An 18,861-nucleotide genomic window follows, 5' to 3' on the forward strand; every position below is an offset into this window, starting at 1 on the left:
ATCCTTATCTACCGCCCCACCGCCACGCTCGCCGACAGCCCCGCCACCAGCTCAACGCCCTCCGGCAGCCTGTCGATATGAATGCGCACCGGCACGCGCTGCGCCAGCCGCACCCAGCTAAAGGTGGGCTCGACGTCGGGCAGACCCAGCCCGCCCGCATCATCGTTGCTGTCCCCGATCCCATGCCCAATGCTTTCCACGTGACCCTTGATGACCGGCTCGTATCCCATCAGCACAACCTGCGCGGCATCCCCGACGCGAATATGGCGCAGCTTGGTCTCCTCAAAGTACCCCACCACCCAGAAGCTGTGCGCATCGACGATGGCGACCTTCGTCTCCCCCGCCTTCGCGTAATCTCCGGAGCGAAGCCGCAGGTGGGTGACGTACCCCGAGACCGGCGCGCGCACGGTGGCGTGCGCCAGATTCAGCTCTGCCAGATCCAGCGCGGCCAGCGCGCCGTGATAATTGGCCGCCGCGACGTTCGCCGCGCTTCCGGTTTGCTGCAAATCCTCGCTCGAGATGGCGTTTTTAATCAGCGTGCGGCGATGGGCCGCGTCCTGGCGCATCAGCATCTCATGGCGTTTCGATTCCACATCAGCCTGCGCGCTGACCACCGCCAGCTTAAGCCAGCGCGGATCGATGGTGTAAAGCACATCGCCCCGGTTCACCCACTGGTTGTCCCGCACGGCTACGCTGATGACCGGCCCGGAGACGTCCGGCGCAATCTGCACCACGTCCGCCCGCACGCGGCCGTCGCGGGTCCACGGCGTTTGCGCGTAGTGTTTCCACATCATAAAGGCCAGAAGCGTGGCCGCCACAGCCGCGCTTAAGGTCAGCGCATAGCGAGCCAGTAAAGAGAGCAGTGATTTCATGACAATAACCCCAACGCGGTCAGCCCCTGCATCAGCAGGAAAAAGGTGACAATCCAGGTTGAAACATCCATCAGCGGGCGAAACGGCAAGCGCCGGTAGAGCCTGCTGAGCGAGAAAAGCGCGACGAGGCTAAGCGTGCAGACCAGCGCCGCGAGGGCGACCATCAGCAGCCCCGGAATAAAAACCCCGCCGATATTGAGATCGTTAACCATGGTCTGGCCCCCGTAATGCACAGTGCAGATCCACCAGCCTGAAGACCAACTGGCGCGTATGCTCATCTGCCGCAGGCAGATGGCGCTCGATAAGGGAGGCAATGCGTTCGCGCAAGGCGTGGCGGTCCGCGGCGTTTATCCGATGAAAAAGCGCGTCAACCTCCCTGCCGGGCGGCGCGTCACTGCGGCGTAAATGCATGACCGACAGCCCCAGACGCAGCGCGTGTAATAGCCGATTGAGCGCCTGCTCCGGCGCGCGCGCGCTGCGCTGCAGGCGCGGCAGCAACAGGGCGGTTCGGTCCATCATCAGGTTGATCCAGTGCGTTTCATCAACCCGCAGCGTGCCCTTCACGCTGCGCCGAATGTCGCGCTGGCAGAGGTTCAGCAGACGCGTGATGGCGCCATCCGCCTGCACGGTTTGCAGCAGGCTCATGCTGATGACGGCAAAACCGGTCGCGGCAAAGAGCGCGATAGCGGTGTTAGCCGCAACGGCGAAGTCTCCGGTGTAGTGAGCCCCCAGCTCGCACAAAATGGGCAGCGTCAGGGTGATCCCCATCGCCATAAACGTGGTGGGCGGGCGCGCCTGAAGCGACCCGGCCAGCAGATACGCCGGGGCAAGCACCGCCACCAGCACCGGGAAATCACTCACCAGCGGCAGCAGCGCAAAGCTGTAGAACAGGCTAATGACCACGCCCCAGAACGAGCCAATGATGTATTTCACGATATGCGGCGCCGGGGTATCGAAGCTGCCAAACAGCGTGCAGCAGACGCCCAGAATAGACACCGCCGTACCGCCATCCGGCCACGCTGAGAAGATCCAGACCAGACAGCCGCTCAGGATGATGGCGAAAGCCCCCATCGCCGTGCGGGCGGCGGTAAGAGGATCGCGGTGGAAAACGTACCCTTTCGCCGCGCGGGTTTGCATCTCCCCAAATACGGGTTTTGCACGGTGGATGGCCCCGGAAAGACGCTCGCACTGCTGCAGAAGCGCGATCGCCTCCGAGAGGTAGCGGATAAAGCTGACCTGCAGCGCGTCGTCAAACGTCTGCGCCTGCGCGGCATACCGATCGATGAGAAGCGCACAGCGGAGCCGCAGCGCGTCTGCCGTGCTGCTGGCACCAGCGCCTTCAGCGGCCAGCCAGGCCTGAACGTCGCCCAGCAATGCCTGCACGTCGGCGGGCAGGGTTCCGATCGCTGGCAGGCGATCGCGCAGTTCACAGTTGACGATAACCAGCCGCGCCAGCCGATCGTGAATCGCTTTTCTGGCCTGCCGCACCGGGGCTGAAAGGGCAAAATCATACGGAATATGGTGGCTGATGCCCTGCAGGAACTGCAGCGCCAGGGCCAGATGCAGGGGGCCGGAAGCCGCGTCTGGTTTGCCCGCTAAGGTGTCCGCCACCCGCCCGCGCGCGGCCTGTAGCGTCTGGGATAATTTAGCGTTGAACTGGCCTGATACGCGCGCGGGCAGCACGTAGCGGTGGATCAGCGCGGCGCAGAAAATCCCAATCGCGATCTCCTGCACGCGGACAATGGCGACGTTGAAGATGCCGCCGGGATCGGACACCGCCGGAAAACCAATCAGGCTCGCGGTGTAGCCCGCCAGCACAAAGGCGTACGCCCGGGGCGTGCGTTCCAGCAGGGATAGCCACAGGCAGAATACGATCCAGCCCGTCAGCACCACGCTGCACAGGACTGGCGTATTCGCGAAGGCAGGCACAATCACAACGGTCGCGCTGGCACCCGCCACGGTACCGGCCAGCCGGTAGAGGCTTCTGCTCAGCGATGCCCCGACCGACGTCTGCGACACGATGTAAACCGTAATAATGGCCCACGAGGGACGCTCAAGACCGATCGACAGCGCGAGGTAATAAGCCAGCATCGCCGCGGCAAAACTCTTCGCGGAATAGATCAGCGCGCCCGCATCGTTTCGCAGCGCGGCGGGGATGTGCACGTGAAGTGAGAAGATTTTATTCATGCCGGGATTATTACCGGCTTGCAGACCCGCTTAAATACTCTATTCTGTCAAAAAATACCTAAATATTGCCAGAATCGTGAAGCCTCAACCTGCTACTACGCTGTATGACCCCGACTCTACCGCCAGCCCGGCGGTGGCGTGTCATCTGGACTTCATGGACTACGCCGCGGAAGTGCCGGTGCATACCCACCGCAAGGGCCAGCTGATTATTGCCCGATACGGCGCGGTTAGCTGTTACGCGGAGAATGATATCTGGATCGTGCCGCCGGACTGCGCCGTCTGGATCCCCGGCGGGATCCCGCACAGCGCCAAAGCGACCTGGAACGCGCATCTCAACTATTTGTTTATTGAGCCCGGCGCGGCGGCGCTGCCGGAAAAATGCTGCACGCTGGCGATCTCGCCGCTGATTAAGGAGCTGGTCGATCGTCTGACGCGCGAAGGCGTGGATTATCCCGCCGACGGCCACGTCGCGAGGCTGACCCGGGTCACGCTTGACGAGCTCGCCAGCATGCCGCAGCAGAAGCTAAGCCTGCCGGTCTCAACCGATCCGAAAATTCGCGCCATGGCGGACGCGCTGGTCAGCCGCCCTGAGGACAGAAGCACCCTGAAGGAGTGGGCGAAACGGCTCGCCCTCAGCGAGCGCTCGTTTGCCCGCCTGATGCAGCGCGAAACCGGGCTGAGCTTCGGGCGATGGCGCCAGCAGCTGCATTTGATTATTGCCCTGCGGGAGCTGGCAAGCGGCGTGCCCGTCCAGAACGTGGCGACAACGCTCGGGTACGAATCGGTGAATGCGTTTATCACCATGTTCCGAAAAGCGATGGGCAGCACGCCCGCCCACTACTTTGCCGAACGGAAAAACAGCGGCCGTTAGCCCGGCCCCTCGCTCCCTGCCGCCAGCAGCGGCACCACCACGTCGCTGATGGGCACCGCAATACCGTGTTTGAGGCCGTAGCGCTGGATCACGCCGTTGCGGATATCCCACTCCATCGGGCGATCGGCCTGACGGTCGGCCAGGATCGAGGTGCCCAGGTCCTCAGGCGCACGCTGGAAGTTCGCCAGGATCTCCTGCGCCACTGCATCGTCCAGCTTCGCCCCTTCGGCGCGGGCAACGGCAAGCCCCTCGCGCAGGTAGGCCAGCGCAAGCTCGCTGATATCCTCGCGCCTGAACATCCCGGCGCGGCGGTTGGAAAGCACCATCAGCCCGGCGACCGCGTTTTGCAGAAGCTTGCGCCAGGCGACGGTGGCGAAATCTGCCGAGAGCTCAACCGCGCAGCGCGTACCGCGAAGCGCCTCCACCACCCGCTGCGCCTGCGGCACGTCCGGCAGCGTCAGGCGCGGCTTCGCCCGCAGCCAGACGGAGGCATCCGGCTCGCGCTGGGCCGGGAACCACACCACCGACGGCAGCACCGTCGCGCCGTTTACCCACGGCTCAAGCTGGGCTTTTTGCTCCACGCCGTTTTGCAGGGCGCAGACCACGGTGTTTTCATCGCACAGGGCCCGCAGCCACCCGGCGCTGTCGGCATTTTGCGTCGTTTTTACCGCAACAAAAACGAGATCGACGGGGCGCGTGATGACGGCCGGATCGGTTAATACCGGACCGGGCACCACCGTTTCCCCCTCGTCATGGCGCAGGCGTAATTCCGCGTGCGCGGTGCGCCCGCACAGCAGCGGCGTGCGGCCCGCGTCATGCAGCACCGCTGCGATGGTGGTCCCAATTGCGCCAGGCCCAATCAGCGCAATGGTTGGATTGTCAGACATGGTTAACTCCCCTTTTCGCTAAGCCTGCTAACAGTTATACCATCCTGAAAAGTGAGCGCCACGTCGTTGTCTATACTCAACACACAACAGACAACGGAGTGCGCCATGCCTTTACCCGATTTCAAGTCCTCTGAACCTTTCACCCTTGGCATCGAGCTCGAACTGCAGGTGGTTAACCCGCCGGGATACGATCTGAGCCAGGACTCCTCCGCGCTTATCGCCGCCGTCAAAGACGACATCAAAGGCGGCGAGGTCAAACACGACATCACCGAAAGCATGCTCGAAATCGCCACCGGCGTATGCCAGAACATCGACCAGGCGGCGGCGCAGTTCTCGGTGATGCAGCAGAGCATCCTGCGCGCGGCGGCGGAGCAGCATATCCAGATCTGCGGCGGCGGGACGCACCCGTTCCAGAAGTGGCAGCGTCAGGAGGTGTGCGACGACGAGCGCTATAACGTCACGCTGGAGCGCTTTGGCTACCTGATTTTGCAGGCGACGGTATTCGGCCAGCACGTGCACGTCGGCTGCCGGACCGGGGACGACGCGATTTACCTGCTGCACGGCCTGTCGCGCTTCGTGCCGCACTTTATCGCCCTGGCGGCCGCCTCGCCGTATATGCAGGGCACGGACACGAAGTTCTCCTCGTCGCGGCTCAACATCTTCTCGGGATTTCCGGATAACGGCCAGATGCCGTGGGTCAACAGCTGGCAAGAGTTCGAGGGGCTGTTCCGCCGCCTGAGTTCCACCAGCATGATCGACAGCATTAAGGATCTGCACTGGGACATCCGCCCCAGCCCGCACTTCGGCACCGTCGAGGTGCGAGTGATGGATACGCCGCTGACGCTCGGCCACGCGATTAACATCGCCGGGCTTATCCAGGCGACCTCGCACTGGCTGCTGACCGCGCGGCCCTATAAGCATCAGGAACGGGATTTTCTGCTGTACCGCTTTAACCGTTTTCAGGCCTGTCGCTACGGGCTGGAGGGGATCCTGACGGACGTGCACACCGGCGAGCACAAAACCGTGGCGGAAGACATTGCGTGGCTGCTGGAGCAGGTTGCGCCGTCGGCCGAGAAACTCAGCGCAACGAGCGCAATCAATGAAATTGCCCTGCTGTTAAAGCAGGGCAAGAGCGAGGCGCAGCGCATGCGGGAGTTTATCGCCGACGGTGGCTCGCTGATTTCTCTGGTTCAGAAGCACTGCGAGCTGTGGGCGACGAGTCCGTAAGTCCGTGGCCCCACTCGCGCAGGCGCTGGAACAACACGAACAGCGCGGGGATAAACACAATCCCCACCACGGTCGCCACCAGCATGCCGCTGAACACCGTGGTGCCGATGATGCGGCGGCTCTGGGCACCCGCCCCGGTCGCCAGCATCATGGGCAATACGCCGATAATGAACGACACGGCGGTCATCATCACCGCGCGGAAGCGGCGCGATGCCCCTTCCCGCGCGGCATCGACAATCGCCATTCCGTCCATGCGCCGCGCGCGGGCGAACTCCACGATCAGGATCGCGTTCTTGGCGGCAAGGGCTATCAACAGCACCAGACCAATCTGCACGTACACGTCGTTGGCGTAGCCCGCCAACCACAGCCAGACCAGCGCCCCGCCGATGGCGAAAAGCACCGAGAGCATCACGCTCGCCGGGAGCGTCCAGCTCTCGTACTGGGCAACAAGGAACAGCCACGCCATCACCACCGCCGCCAGAACAATCCATATCGCCTGATTGCCGGCCTGCTGCTCCTGATACGACATGCCGCTCCAGGCATAGTCGTACCCGGCTGGCAAGTTTTCCGTCAGAATCTCGCCCATCGCCGCCATCGCGGTGCTGCTGCTCACTCCTTCCGCCGCCGAGCCGCTCACCGACACGGACGGGAACTGGTTGTACTGCTGCAGGAACGGCGCGCCGACGGTCGGCGTAATGGTGACGAGATTGCTCAGGCGCACCCGCTCGCCGCTGTTGCTGCGCACGAACAGCTCGCCGATCTGCTCGGCGCGCTCGCGCCACTGCATCTCGTTCTGCATCACTACGTGGTAGACGCGGTTGTTGACGCTGAAATCCCCGGCGCGCGTGCCGCCAAAGGCAGTTTGCAGGCTGCTGAAGATGCGCGACACCGGCACGTCGAGGCGCGCGGCGCGCTCGCGGTCAACGGTCAGCGTCAGCTGCGGCACGTTGCTGCTCCAGGTGGTGAACACGCGGCTCAGCTGCGGATGCTGGTTGGCTTTCGCCAGCACTTCACGCGTCACGCGCTCCAGCTCTGCCGGGCTCTGCGCCGCCTGCGCCTGTATGCGCAGGTCGAAGCCGGAGGCGTTGCCCAGCCCCGGCAGCGTCGGCGGCGCGAAGGTCATGATGGTCGCTTCCGGCAGGGCCAGCAGCTGGCGCTGCAGGGTACCCATCACCTCATCCAGCGGCGGACGCTCGCTCCAGTCTTTGAGCATGATGGAGATAAACCCGCCGTTGGAGGCGCTGGTGCCGTTGAGAATGTTAAATCCGGAGACCTGAATCACGTCCTCCACCGCCGGATTTTTAGCGATGAGTTCGCGTGCCGTGTTCATCACCGCTTCGGTGCGCTCCAGCGAGGCCGCCTCCGGCAGCTGAACGCTGGCAAAGAAGTAGCCCTGATCCTCCTGCGGCAGGAAGCTTTTAGGCATCGACGTAAAGCTGAACGCCACCACGGCCGCCGCGCCTGCGGTGGCCAGCAGCGCCAGCCACGGGCGAAGGTTGAAGATAGTCACGATGCGGGTGTAGACGCCACGCGTGGCCTCCAGCCCCCGGTTGAACCCACGGAAAATCGCTGCGGGCTGCGCCGGGCGCGGACGCAGCAGCATCGCGCACAGGGCGGGCGTCAGGGTCAGCGCTACCAGGCTTGAGAGCGTCACGGCGGTCGAGAGCGTCACCGCGAACTGGCGGTACAGCTCGCCGACAATCCCCGGCAGCATCGCTACCGGCATAAACACCGCCAGCAGCACCAGCGTCGTGGCGATGACCGGCCCGGCGATCTGGCGCAGCGCCAGCGCGGTCGCCGCCGTGCGGCTCTGCCCTTCCGCCATCAGCGTTTCGACGCTCTCCACCACCACGATGGCGTCATCCACCACCATGGTCAGCGCCAGAATAATGGCGAACAGGCTGAGCGTGTTGGCGGAGTAGCCGAGCGTGTAGAGCACAGCGAAGGTGCCCACCAGCGATACCGGAATGGCGAGCGCGACAATCAGCGTCGCGCGCCAGCTTTGCAGGAACAGGGACACCACGACCACCACCGCCAGCAGGGTGAGCGCCAGCGAGACGCCGATCTCTTTAATCGTGGCCGCAACAAATGAGGTGGTGTCGAATTTCACCTCGTAGACCAGGTCGTCCGGGAAGCGCGTCGAGAGGCGATCCAGCTCCGCGCGCACCGCGTCGGCCACGCGCAGGGCGTTGGCGGACGGCGTCGGGTAGATGCCGAGATAGGCGGAGTCGTGCCCGTTCAGCTGCGCGCCGGAGCTGTAGCTGCGCGAGCCGAGCTCGATGGTTGCGACGTCCTTCAGGCGCACCAGCTGGCCCATCTCGCCCGCGCGGATGATGATATCGGCAAAGTCTTCGGCCTGGCTTAAGCGTCCCAGGCCGTTGATGGTCAAGGTCTGCTGCTGGCCGTTAAACACCGGCGGCGTACCGACCTGGCCTGCCGCCCCCTGCACGTTCTGCTCGCGCAGCGCCTGCGCCACGTCGTCGGTGGTGACGTTCAGGGCGTTCATGCGGTCCGGACGCAGCCAGATGCGCATGCTGTAGTCGCGCGCGCCAAACATCTGCACCTGCCCGACGCCCGGCAGGCGGGACAGCGCCTCGCGCACCTGGGTGCTGGCGTAGTTGCTGACGAACAGCGGCGTATGGGTGTTGTTCGGTGAGTAAAGACTTACCCCCATCATCAGGTTGGTGGCGCGCTTGCGCACCTGCACGCCGTTTTGCTGTGCCTCGGTCGGGAGCTGCGCCACAGCCTGCGAGACGCGGTTCTGCACGTCGATGGCGGCGAGGTCCGGATCGGTGCCCGCCGCGAAGGTGATGTTCAGGCTGTACGAACCTTCGTCCGAGCTGGTGGACTCCATGTAGAGCATGTGATCCACGCCGTTCAGCTGCGTCTCAAGCGGCGTGGCGATAGCCTCCGCCACGTCAGCCGAGCTGGCGCCCGGCCAGCTGGCAGACACATTCACTACCGGCGGCGCGATCTGCGGGTACTGCTCCACCGGGATAATCCTCAGCGCAATGGCCCCCAGCAGGGTGATGACCAGCGCAATCACCATCGCGAAGCGCGGGCGTTTGATGAAAAACGTCAGCATGATGGCTCCTTAATTCAGTATCTGGACAGCAGCGCCGGTCTGCACGCGCTCCGCACCGTCAGTAATCGCTCGCTCACCGGACTTCACGCCGGTTGAAATCCGGAACTGCTGGCCGATCTGTCCGACGACCTTCAGCGGGCGCATTTCGGCTTTTCCGTCGGCGTTAACCACCCAGGCAAAGAACCCGTCGCCGTTCTGCTGGACCGCCGCCGCGGGTAGGGTCAGAACCGACAGCTCGCTGGCCGGGCGCAGCGTCACGTTCACGCTACCGCCGGGCAACAGCTGGTGGCGCGGGTTGGCAAACTCGGCGCGCAGCATCACGCTGGCGGTGCGCGGATCGATGCGGTTGTCCACTGAGGTGAGCTCGCCGCTGACGCGCTGGCCGTTGCTGTAAATGAACGCCTGCCAGGCCTGCTTCATGGCGCTGATATCCGCATGCTGTCCGGCTTTGGTGGCAAATGCGCCCTCTTCCAGAGCAAAGGCGATGCGGATGGGATCGAGCTGCACCACCTCCACCAGCACGCCGCTGGCAGGGTTGACCAGGCTGCCGACGTGGAACCGGCTGTGCCCTACGCGACCGTCAATCGGTGAGGTGATGCGGGTGTAGTTCAGAGTGACATTACGGGTTTCGAGCCGGGCTTTTGCCTGCTCCAGCGCGGCGCTCGCCACGTCCCGCTGCATGCGGGCGTTGTCCACGTCGTGACGGCTGATGGCGTTGCTGCTGCCCAGGCTTTCAAAGCGGGAAAGCTGCTGCTGCGCCTGGCGCAGCGTGGCTTCGGCGCTTCTTACCTCGGCCTGCGCCACGCGCAGGGCGGCGCGCGGCTCGGCGTCGTCCAGCTCGAACAGCAGGTCGCCTTTTTTCACGTACTGCCCGTCGCGGAAGTGGATTTTGGCGATCGCGCCTTCGGTGCGCGCGCGCAGCTCAACGGTGTGGATGGCTTCGATGCGGCCAGGGATCTGGCGCTCGGCGGCGTGGGCGGTCTGCTCCACGGTGGCGACGCGAACGGGGATGGCGGCGGCGAATACGGGTTGCAGGGTGCAGGCGAGAAGTGCGAACAGGAGTGGGAGTTTCATGGGAGTACCTCAGCGTTGTTTCTCCCCTCACCCCGGCCCTCTCCCACAGGGAGAGGGAGGTCAGAGTCCCCTCTCCCTGTGGGAGAGGGTTAGGGTGAGGGCAAAAGGTTATGCAGCCTGACGGAACCTGCGGGTCAGTCGCTTCTCGATTTCGACGACGAAGAACATCACGCCCGCCACCGCCAGAGTCACAAACCAGTAGCGCAGCGGCAGGGCTTCGGTGCCGAACAACATCTGCATCAACGGCAGGTAGATAATCGCCGCCTGGAGCAGGAACAGCACGCCCGTCACCAGCCAGATCCCTTTGTTCGCCAGCAGGCCGCGGTTCAGGGAGAACCCTTCGGTGTTGCGGCAGTTAATCATGTACACCCACTGGGCGCAGACCAGCATCTGCAGCAGCACGGTGCGGATGAACTCCGCGCTGTGGCCGCGCGGGGCCAGCCAGGCTTCCAGCGCAAAGGCGGCAATGGCAATCATGGTGCCGACGAAGGCCACGCGCCACACGGCGTAGGCGTCCATCACGTGCTGCCCGGTCTGACGCGGCGGACGGCGCATGATATTGCGCTCGGCGGCCTCAAAGGCCAGGCCGAAGGAGAGCGTGGCGGAGGTGGCCATGTTCATCCACAGAATCAGCACCGGCGTCAGCGGAATGATGTTTCCCGCCAGCAGCGCAATCACAATCAGCAGACCCTGCGCGAGGTTGGTCGGCATGATGAACAGGATGGTCTTCTTCAGGTTGTCGTAAACGCGACGCCCCTCTTTCACCGCGCTGGCGATGGTGGCGAAGTTATCGTCCGTCAGGACCATGTCCGCCGCCTCTTTGGTCACTTCCGTGCCCTTGATGCCCATCGCGATGCCGACGTCAGCCTGACGCAGCGCCGGGGCATCGTTCACGCCGTCACCGGTCATGCCGACGATTTCGCCTTTGTCCTGCAGCGCTTTCACCAGGCGCAGCTTATGCTCCGGGCTGGTACGGGCGAAGATGTCATACTTCACAGCCGCTTCCGCCAGCGCGGCGTCGTCCATTTTCTCCAGCTCGTAGCCGGTGACCGCCTGCTCGCTGTTGGTGATCCCCAGCATCTGGCCGATGCTCATCGCCGTCTGCGGGTGATCCCCGGTGATCATCTTCACGCGGATCCCCGCCTGCTGGCAGGCGTTAATCGCATCAATGGCTTCCGGACGCGGCGGATCCATCATCCCGGCGATACCGAGGAAGATCAGGCCGTGGCTCAGGTCGTCGTGCGTAAGTTCCTGCTCACCGTTCGCCGGCTTGAACGCCGCGGCGACCATACGCAGCCCCTGACGCGCATAGCGCTCCATCTCGCTTTCCCAGTACGCGCGGTTGAAGGCTTCCACGCCGTTGCGGGTCTGCTGCTCGGCACACAGGGCGAAAATGACGTCCGGCGCGCCGGTGATCAGGATCTGCTCCTCACCGCCAATCTGGTAGTGGGTGCTCATGTACTTGTACTGCGAGTCGAACGGGATCTTGTTAACCAGCGTGGTCATGACCGGCTCAAGGCTGGCCTTCGCCGCCAGCACCTTCAGCGCGCCCTCGGTCGGCCCACCGGTGATGCCCCACAGGCCGCGCTCGTCCTGAATCAGCTGGCTGTCGTTACACAGGTCGATGGTGCGCAGGTAGTGCTCCAGAACGGTGCCTGGCTGGATGTGAACCGGCTCATCGCTGCCGTCCAGGTAGATGTTGCCCACCGGCTCGTAGCTGTTGCCGTCCACGCGGTAGCAGGCGTCAGCGGTGATAATGGCTTTAACCGTCATCTCGTTCATGGTCAGGGTGCCGGTTTTATCCGAGCAGACCACGGTCATCGCACCCAGGGTTTCAACCGTCGGCAGCTTGCGGATAATCGCCCGCTTGCGCGCCATCGCCTGCACGCCCAGGGAGAGGATGATGGAGATAATCGCCGGCAGGCCTTCCGGCACGGAGGCCACCGCCAGGCTAATCAGGGAGAGCAGCAGCTCGCCCATCGGGATCTCGCGGAACGCCAGGCTGAAGACAAACAGCGCGGCCATCATCGCCAGGATAATGGCGAAGATCGCTTTACCCAGCTTGTCCATCTGCACCAGCAGCGGCGTGCGGTGCTTTTCGATGCCCGCCATCATCTGGTTGATGTGGCCAAGCTCCGTATCCTTACCGGTCGCGGTGACCACGCCTACGCCGCCGCCCGCGCTTACGGTCGTCCCGGAGAAGACCATATTGGTGCGGTCGCCCAGCGGCAGTTCACCGCTCAACGGATTAACGTGTTTATCCACCACGGTGGATTCACCGGTCAGAATCGCCTCTTCCACGCGTAAATTATGCGCTTCGATTAAACGCATATCCGCCGGAATACGATCTCCGGCGCGTAATACAATAATATCGCCCGGAACTATTTCAGTTGTAGGTATAGTTTCGTGAGTGCCGTTACGAATAACGCGCGCCTCGCTGGAGAGCATATTGCGAATACTCTTCAGGGATTTTTCCGCGTTGCTTTCCTGGATATGACCAATTAAAGCATTGATTACCGCCACGCCCAGAATAACCAGCGTATCCACCCAGTGGCCCATGATTGCCGTTAATACGGCGGCGGCCAGCAGGACATAAATCAGCACATCATTAAAATGGGCCAAAAAACGCAGCCAGGCAGGTTTGCCTTTTTTCTCCGGCAGCGCATTGGGGCCATGTTTTTGCAGACGCGCCTGCGCCTCTGCACGATCCAGACCGCTGGCCTGGCTCTTCATGTGAGCAAGCACCTGCTCTGTGGTCTGCTGATATGCCAGCCCGCCGGAAGGCGGCACGTTTGGGGATAATTTTTTCTCGGTCATCGTATTTTTCCTTCAATATCCGGTGAAAAGAAGCCTGAATTCCTTTCGGGCATAAATAAATTCATTTTAAAGTCTTGCGGGTAAAATTGATCTACCGCAATATAATGACTTCATGGTTATTCAAAACTGATTAAAACTATTTCGATGACCTGATTTTTACAAAATATTTCTAAACCAACATTAAACGAGGGGGAACCATGTTTGGTATTTATCGCGGGCGTCGCCTGGCGTTATACATTATCGCAGCCATTGTTATTGCCGCGTTAATTGGTTATAGCACTTATACATTTGTAAAATTATTTTCGTAACGCAGACATTTATTGACACAACGCGATATTAATTTAATTGCCTGCAGAATATTATTTTATTTCTGCGATTAACGCGCAGATAACGGCGTTTATTTTCCTGAAATCGGATGGACGGGTTTATATTGCTTTACGTTCCGGGATGCCGGACAATGACATTTTTAACTGACGATTAACATTACGATGAAACACCCGTTAGAATCGCTGCTTACGGCAGGCGGCATTTTATTGCTGGCCCTGCTCTCCTGCCTGCTGTTACCCGCGCCGTCGCTGGGTCTGGTGCTGGCGCAGAAGCTGGTTCAGACCTTTCACATGGTCGATCTGAACCAGCTTTACACCATTCTGTTCTGCGTGTGGTTTTTACTGCTGGGTGCCATCGAATTCTTCGTCCTGCGTTTCGTCTGGCGCCGCTGGTTTTCACTGGCGTCGTAAGCCCATAAAAAAAGCCGGGTGGCGGCTTCGCCTGACCCGGCTTGTTTTGGTTTGCGTTCAATGCGTCCGACTGTGGTTCTCCTTGCGGTACGCACCAGGCGGCTGGTTGAACGTGCGGGTGAAGATACGGGTAAACGTCTGCTGCGAGTCAAACCCGTAACGCAGGCAGATGTCGTACACCCGAGCGTCGGATTCACGCAGATCGCGCGCCGCCAGCAGCAGCTTGCGTTCACGGATATAACGCCCCAGACTCTCCCCTTTGTACTGCATAAACAGCCGCTGCAGGTGCCACTTCGAGTAGCCCGCGTGGCGGGCAATCTCTTCTATACGTAACGGCTGGTGCAGATTGTCGTCGATCCATTCGACGATAGTGTCGATGACTTGAGCGGAAATGGTCATGCTGCTGTCCCCCTCTGCTTCTCGCTTAAACATTATTCCCACCACGCGCGAAAGGTTTGCGTGGCGTCATTCACCCGGACGGGATCGCCCAGCGCCGGCGTCAGTAGCCGATAGTTTTTATCCTTGCTGGCTTTAGCCAGCTGGATCAGCGGATCGTTCCACGTATGTTTCGCCAGCACGAAGCGTCCGTTATGCCCGGGCACCACGGCTTTCGCGTTCAGATCCACCGAGGCCTGCGCCGTTTCCTCCGGGAGCATGTGGATATACTTCCAGTCCTGGTCGTACTGGCCGTTTTCCATGATGGCGACATCAACGCCATCAAACTGCTCGCCGATGGCCTTAAAGTGCGGGCCGTAGCCGGAGTCCCCGCTGTAATAAACCTTCTGCTCTGGCGTGACGAACATAAAGCTGCCCCACAGGGTTCGATCGCGCTTGATGCCGCGCCCGGAGAAGTGACGCGCCGGCAGAACGTGCACCGTCAGTTCATCGCTGATGCGTACCGACTGGTTCCAGTCGCGCTCGGCAATAATCTCAGGCTTCATCCCCCAGTAGCGCAGATGAGATCCCACGCCCAGCGGCGTCACCACGCGCTTCACCTTCGGCAGTAGCGCCCTGATGGTGGCGTAATCCAGATGATCGTAGTGATCGTGCGAGATAATCAGCAGGTCGATTTCCGGCATGCTTTCAGCGCGCCACGGATACTCCCCGGCAAAGGCTTTATTCAGAAACGAGAACGGCGCGGCATAGTTGCTGAGCACCGGGTCAATCAGGATGCGTTTGCCCGCGAGCTGCAGGTACCACGAGGAGTGGCCGAGCCACACCAGGGTGTCCTCCTCCAGCGGCAGGCTCGCAAGATCGGTTTTCACCAGCGGCAGCGGCTGGGCCGGGCGCGCGTTTTCGGTTTTTTTGGTCAGAAAATCCCACGTCGCGACCAGCATGTTTTTGTCGCCGTTATAGCCCGGCGTTGGCAGCGTATTGTGGAATTTCCCGTCGCGATACTGGGGAGAGGCCTCCACTTCAGTGAGCTGCTCACCCTGCGGCGGCTGGCCGAATCCGGCATTCAGTACAAACGGTAAACTCGCAGCTGAAGCAATAATCATGATTAACACCACGCAGATGAAGAGAGGTTTGTTCATATCCAGACCCGAAAACGCGCCCCATCCGATAGTTTGCGCGGGGTAAACTTGATTATGAGTGAGTAAGCACTCATTATAGATATGATGATAAAGTCGTCAAGACGTTTTCGATCTTTGACATTCCGCGTTGCAGCGTGTCAAAGCACGTGTTTCAATCAGGGTTTTTATAATTGACAGGGGGAAAAATTTAGTGGCACGTCCGAAGAGTGAAGATAAAAAACAGGCCTTACTGGAAGCCGCAACGGTGGCGTTCGCACAGTCAGGTATTGCCGCCTCAACGTCGTTAATCGCCCGTAACGCGGGCGTCGCCGAAGGGACCCTGTTTCGCTACTTTCCCACTAAAGACGATCTGCTGAATGCCCTCTATCTGCACCTGAAGCAGGATCTCTGCCAGGCCATGCTGGCAAACCTCGATCGCACCATCACGCTGCCCAAAGAACATACCCGCAATATCTGGAACAGCTACGTGGACTGGGGTATTCGTAACCCCGTTTCTCATGCGGCTATCCGCCAGATCGGCGTCAGTGAAAAGCTGAGCGCCGAAACGGAACAGGCGGTGAAAGAGATGTTCCCGGAACTCCATGAACTGTGCCGCCGCTCGGTGCGTCAGGTGTTTATGTCAGATGAATTTAAAACGTTTGGCGATGCGCTTTTCTTATCGCTGGCCGAATCTACGATGGAATTTGCCACTCGCGACCCTTCCCGTGCCGTTGATTTTAAAGCGCTCGGCTTTGAGGTGATGTGGCGCGGGCTTGCCCAGGAAGAGAGCGATGGACAGTAAATCCTTGCAGGAGCACGCAAAACGCGTGGCGCTGGAGCTGCCGTTCACCGAACACTGCTGGCCGTTCGGCCCCGAGTACGACGTGTTTAAGGTGGGCGGGAAAATTTTTATGCTGATGGCCACCGTACGCGGACGACCGCACGTCAGCCTCAAGTCAGACCCAGAAAAATCCTTGTTAAATCAGCAAATTTATCGCGGCGTTGAGCCGGGCTATCACCTCAATAAAAAACACTGGATTTCGCTTTACGGCACTGACGACATCACACCTGAACTGGTCGCCGACCTGATAGCGGATTCCTGGAATCTGGTGGTGGATAAGCTGCCGAAAAAAGACCAGAAGTGGATCCGGCCGGTCTGATTGTTCGTCTGAGACGAACAGATTAAGCGCTCGAATTGCACTTATCTTTTTCCGCGTCCCGCTGTAATCTGCTTTCCTTTCGCGCCCGCGAGCGGGCGAATTTCATCACCAGGAGTTGTTATGGATATCATTTCTGTCGCCCTGAAACGCCACTCTACCAAGGCGTTCGACGCAAGCAAAAAACTGACCGCGGAAGAAGCGGAAAAAATCAAAACCCTGCTGCAGTACAGCCCGTCCAGCACCAACTCCCAGCCGTGGCACTTCATTGTAGCCAGCACCGAGGAAGGAAAAGCGCGCGTGGCAAAATCCGCCGCGGGCACCTATGTGTTCAACGAACGCAAAATGCTGGATGCTTCCCACGTGGTAGTGTTCTGCGCGAAAACCGCGCTGGATGACGCCTGGCTGGAGCGCGTCGTGGATCAGGAAGAGGCCGATGGCCGTTTCAACACGCCGGAAGCCAAAGCCGCAAACCACAAGGGCCGCACCTATTTCGCCGACATGCACCGCGTGGATCTGAAAGATGACGACCAGTGGATGGCGAAGCAGGTTTACCTTAACGTCGGAAACTTCCTGCTGGGCGTGGGCGCGATGGGCCTGGACGCGGTACCGATTGAAGGTTTCGACGCCGCGATCCTCGACGAAGAATTTGGCCTGAAAGAGAAAGGCTTTACCAGCCTGGTGGTGGTACCGGTTGGGCACCACAGCGTGGAAGATTTCAACGCCACGCTGCCGAAATCTCGCCTGCCGCTGAGCACGATTGTGACAGAGTGCTAATCAACACGGGCCGCTCTGTGCGGCCCGTTACGCTTTACTGATGACTAACCTGCGATGTGGATGGACATCGCGATCGTATCCCCAGGCAAACGCAATCCAGCGCTCTTCCAGCTCGGCGTATGAACTCACCGGTGTTAAGTGCCACTCTTCGCCTACCGTACCGTCCGCCACGCTTATCTGATAATTCATACTGAACGCCCAGTCGATCATACGTAACCAAAACCGCTGTCCGTCGCCAGTCTGTTCGCTGTCAGAGACCACAATGTCGTATTCGCTTAGCACCCACTGGAAGAAAGATTGGGGTAATCCACTTATTACCCGCTGATGGACAGCGCGTGGCGTACGCCACACCATGACCTGTGTCGCAGCCCCGTGGGGGAATGTAATTTCTTTATGAAACGTCAACTTTACCGCATACGCCGTATAGGGTTTTCCGTCCTCGGTGGTCACGAGACGGTATTCATCGCCGTATCGCGATTTTAACAGGCGATATCCCACAGGCAGCATAAATCCGGGCAGATGAAAATCCACCGTACTCCGCGCAAGAAACGCTTCGGTATGTTCGACGTTTCGGGAGATAAGGCCTAATTTTTGGCTGAAATCTGCGGAATCAATCATCAGTGGCGACATGGTGGTTGCTCATGGCGAGAGTATAAACGACTTAACACCTCGTCGAAATGATGTCGATTCAGTCGATGGGTTTACGTTAAACCCAACATTACACCGGTCTCCTCCACTTAGCAGATTCGGCGCTTATTCCCTGAAACCGTCTCGCAAAAAACTTACTTTCCCTGCGCCGCCAGCCACTCCATCGCCCGCTCTCCCGCCTCATCCACCGGCAGATACACCAGCAGCCGCGATCCGTTTCGCGGCGCGGAATACCAGTACATCTGCTGCAACGTAAAATCCCCCAGCTCGGGATGGGTAAACAGCTTGAGCTGATTCTCCACGCCGCGCACGTCGTTGCGCTGGTGCCACAGGGTTTTGAACTCTTCGGACACCGCGAAGAAGCGCGCCAGTTTGGCCTCCCACAGCGGGTCGCCCCGGTGTTCGGCCATCGCCGCGCGGAAATAGGAGACGAATATCGGCAGCACATCGTCGCGTCTGCCGAGACGCGCGCGCCACGCCGGATGGGTGAGGAACAGGTAAATACAGTTGCGGTCTTCAGGGGGAATTTCATTGAAGTCGACGCCCATCAGGTGTCCGAAGCTGTCGTTCCACGCCACGATGTCGAAATTCGGTTTCTGAATGCTGGCGGGTTTAGGCATAAGCGTATCCAGCAGGCGCCGCGTGCCCTCGCTGATACCCTCGCAGCAGACCGCCTGCGGCGCTTCACCCGGCGGCAACCCGGCTAACACAAACAGGTGTCGGGCCTCGGTCGGAGTGCATTGCAGCGCTTTTGCCACAGCCTCCATCACCGCGCTGGACGGATTGACGTCCCTGCCCTGCTCCAGCCAGGTGTACCAGGTCACGCCCACGTCAGCGAGCATCGCCACCTCTTCACGGCGCAGACCCGGCGTGCGGCGGCGACCGCTACGCGGCAGGCCGAGACGCTGCGGATCGAGGCTTTCACGTCGCGCGCGTAAAAATGCCCCCAGCTGTTTTCGGGTGTCATCCTGAAGTGAGACGACGGGTTCAGACATCAAGGCCATAAAT

General features: G+C 60.7%; 17 protein-coding genes. 6 read left to right on the plus strand and 11 right to left on the minus strand.

The window, feature by feature from the left end; genetic code table 11:
- Nucleotides 1–8 precede the first annotated feature (8 nt).
- Genes INF68_RS09925 through INF68_RS09935 form a run of 3 tightly spaced genes read right to left on the minus strand, consistent with a single transcriptional unit; the run spans nt 9 to nt 3,059 of the window.
- Nucleotides 9–872 carry an HlyD family secretion protein gene (locus INF68_RS09925; RefSeq protein ID WP_126785995.1) on the minus strand — a complete coding sequence of 288 codons (864 nt, stop codon included), beginning with the start codon at nt 870–872 and terminating at the stop codon, nt 9–11.
- The gene (locus tag INF68_RS09930) at nt 869–1,084 is read right to left on the minus strand and encodes a DUF1656 domain-containing protein (protein WP_109844937.1); all 216 of its coding nucleotides are present in this window, start codon (nt 1,082–1,084) and stop codon (nt 869–871) included. The genes INF68_RS09925 and INF68_RS09930 overlap by 4 nt, the downstream gene beginning before the upstream one ends.
- Nucleotides 1,077–3,059 carry an FUSC family protein gene (locus INF68_RS09935; RefSeq protein WP_193525315.1) on the minus strand — a complete coding sequence of 661 codons (1,983 nt, stop codon included), beginning with the start codon at nt 3,057–3,059 and terminating at the stop codon, nt 1,077–1,079. The genes INF68_RS09930 and INF68_RS09935 overlap by 8 nt, the downstream gene beginning before the upstream one ends.
- 76 nt (nt 3,060–3,135) lie before the next feature.
- Between INF68_RS09935 and INF68_RS09940 the strand changes: the two genes are divergently transcribed.
- Complete coding sequence (locus INF68_RS09940; protein WP_126785997.1) at nt 3,136–3,930, plus strand: helix-turn-helix domain-containing protein; 795 nt, start codon at nt 3,136–3,138, stop codon at nt 3,928–3,930.
- Here the strand turns inward: INF68_RS09940 and INF68_RS09945 are convergent.
- Nucleotides 3,927–4,817 (minus strand): oxidoreductase, encoded by an 891-nt coding sequence (locus INF68_RS09945; RefSeq protein WP_126785998.1) that lies wholly within the window; start codon nt 4,815–4,817, stop codon nt 3,927–3,929. The two genes, INF68_RS09940 and INF68_RS09945, sit on opposite strands and share 4 nt — an antisense overlap.
- A gap of 105 nt (nt 4,818–4,922) precedes the next feature.
- Here INF68_RS09945 and INF68_RS09950 point away from each other — a divergent pair, with 105 nt between their 5' ends.
- On the plus strand, nt 4,923–6,044 hold the full coding sequence (locus INF68_RS09950) for a YbdK family carboxylate-amine ligase (RefSeq protein WP_126785999.1): 1,122 nt from the start codon (nt 4,923–4,925) through the stop codon (nt 6,042–6,044).
- Here the strand turns inward: INF68_RS09950 and INF68_RS09955 are convergent.
- From INF68_RS09955 to INF68_RS09965, 3 genes are all read right to left on the minus strand, one after another.
- A complete protein-coding gene (locus INF68_RS09955; RefSeq protein WP_126786000.1) occupies nt 5,974–9,129 on the minus strand; it encodes an efflux RND transporter permease subunit in 3,156 nt (1,051 codons plus the stop codon). The two genes, INF68_RS09950 and INF68_RS09955, sit on opposite strands and share 71 nt — an antisense overlap.
- 9 nt (nt 9,130–9,138) lie before the next feature.
- A complete protein-coding gene (locus INF68_RS09960; RefSeq protein ID WP_126786001.1) occupies nt 9,139–10,203 on the minus strand; it encodes an efflux RND transporter periplasmic adaptor subunit in 1,065 nt (354 codons plus the stop codon).
- Between the two features lie 108 nt (nt 10,204–10,311).
- Complete coding sequence (locus INF68_RS09965; RefSeq protein WP_126786002.1) at nt 10,312–13,020, minus strand: cation-transporting P-type ATPase; 2,709 nt, start codon at nt 13,018–13,020, stop codon at nt 10,312–10,314.
- A gap of 488 nt (nt 13,021–13,508) precedes the next feature.
- Here INF68_RS09965 and INF68_RS09970 point away from each other — a divergent pair, with 488 nt between their 5' ends.
- A complete protein-coding gene (locus tag INF68_RS09970) occupies nt 13,509–13,757 on the plus strand; it encodes a DUF1158 domain-containing protein (RefSeq protein WP_013097677.1) in 249 nt (82 codons plus the stop codon).
- A gap of 57 nt (nt 13,758–13,814) precedes the next feature.
- Here INF68_RS09970 and INF68_RS09975 read toward each other — a convergent pair whose 3' ends face one another.
- Together INF68_RS09975 and INF68_RS09980 are read right to left on the minus strand one after the other, a co-directional pair.
- Nucleotides 13,815–14,156: a RamA family antibiotic efflux transcriptional regulator gene (locus INF68_RS09975; protein WP_047650664.1), complete on the minus strand. Its 342-nt coding sequence runs from the start codon at nt 14,154–14,156 to the stop codon at nt 13,815–13,817.
- Between the two features lie 32 nt (nt 14,157–14,188).
- Nucleotides 14,189–15,292 carry an MBL fold metallo-hydrolase gene (locus INF68_RS09980; protein WP_126786003.1) on the minus strand — a complete coding sequence of 368 codons (1,104 nt, stop codon included), beginning with the start codon at nt 15,290–15,292 and terminating at the stop codon, nt 14,189–14,191.
- 190 nt (nt 15,293–15,482) lie between these two features.
- Between INF68_RS09980 and INF68_RS09985 the strand changes: the two genes are divergently transcribed.
- From INF68_RS09985 to nfsB, 3 genes are all read left to right on the plus strand, one after another.
- Nucleotides 15,483–16,073: a TetR/AcrR family transcriptional regulator gene (locus INF68_RS09985; protein WP_039264021.1), complete on the plus strand. Its 591-nt coding sequence runs from the start codon at nt 15,483–15,485 to the stop codon at nt 16,071–16,073.
- A complete protein-coding gene (locus tag INF68_RS09990; RefSeq protein ID WP_109844928.1) occupies nt 16,063–16,431 on the plus strand; it encodes an MmcQ/YjbR family DNA-binding protein in 369 nt (122 codons plus the stop codon). Before INF68_RS09985 ends, INF68_RS09990 begins: the two co-directional genes overlap by 11 nt.
- Before the next feature lie 120 nt (nt 16,432–16,551).
- Nucleotides 16,552–17,205 (plus strand): oxygen-insensitive NAD(P)H nitroreductase, encoded by a 654-nt coding sequence (gene nfsB, locus INF68_RS09995; RefSeq protein WP_047061288.1) that lies wholly within the window; start codon nt 16,552–16,554, stop codon nt 17,203–17,205.
- A 27-nt stretch (nt 17,206–17,232) separates the two neighbouring features.
- Here the strand turns inward: nfsB and INF68_RS10000 are convergent, their stop codons facing one another.
- Nucleotides 17,233–17,835, minus strand: a complete 603-nt coding sequence (locus INF68_RS10000) for a hypothetical protein (protein WP_126786004.1) — start codon at nt 17,833–17,835, stop codon at nt 17,233–17,235.
- A gap of 152 nt (nt 17,836–17,987) precedes the next feature.
- Entirely contained in the window at nt 17,988–18,857 is an 870-nt protein-coding gene (locus INF68_RS10005) for a helix-turn-helix transcriptional regulator (RefSeq protein WP_126786005.1), read from the minus strand.
- Nucleotides 18,858–18,861: the final 4 nt, after the last annotated feature.

It is taken from the genome of Enterobacter cloacae complex sp. P16RS2 (assembly GCF_014982155.1).
GTDB lineage: Bacteria > Pseudomonadota > Gammaproteobacteria > Enterobacterales > Enterobacteriaceae > Enterobacter > Enterobacter cloacae_M.